Source organism: Priestia sp. SIMBA_032 (assembly GCF_046535215.1).
Lineage (GTDB): Bacteria > Bacillota > Bacilli > Bacillales > Bacillaceae_H > Priestia > Priestia aryabhattai.
This window is the reverse complement of the sequence record NZ_JAWRXD010001615.1, coordinates 1-234: the sequence shown is the minus strand read 5'-3', so window position 1 is coordinate 234 and position 234 is coordinate 1. Positions and strand designations below refer to the sequence as shown.

The window sequence follows — 234 nt, the reverse complement described above, 5'->3', positions numbered from 1 at the left end:
TCAACTTTCTCTTCGCTTGATGTCAGGATCTCCTGGTATATTGATTCCTTTTCGAAACCAGTACAATCAAATTGTTGGATGGCAGGTTCGTGTGGATGAAGTAAAAAACTCCGTTCATGTGAAATCGGCACCGACTGGAGTTCAAGCGGAATTAATCGAACAGCCTAATGTTGTAAAGATAACTAAAGATGGTGATTGTATCTTTGAAGGCGAACTAGAAGTGAGCAAAAAGGT

The 234-nt window shown here is 40.2% G+C and carries 1 pseudogene; it reads left to right on the top strand.

The window, feature by feature from the left end:
* Positions 1-234: pseudogene (locus SB717_RS39750) on the top strand (DUF3854 domain-containing protein); the annotation flags it as partial.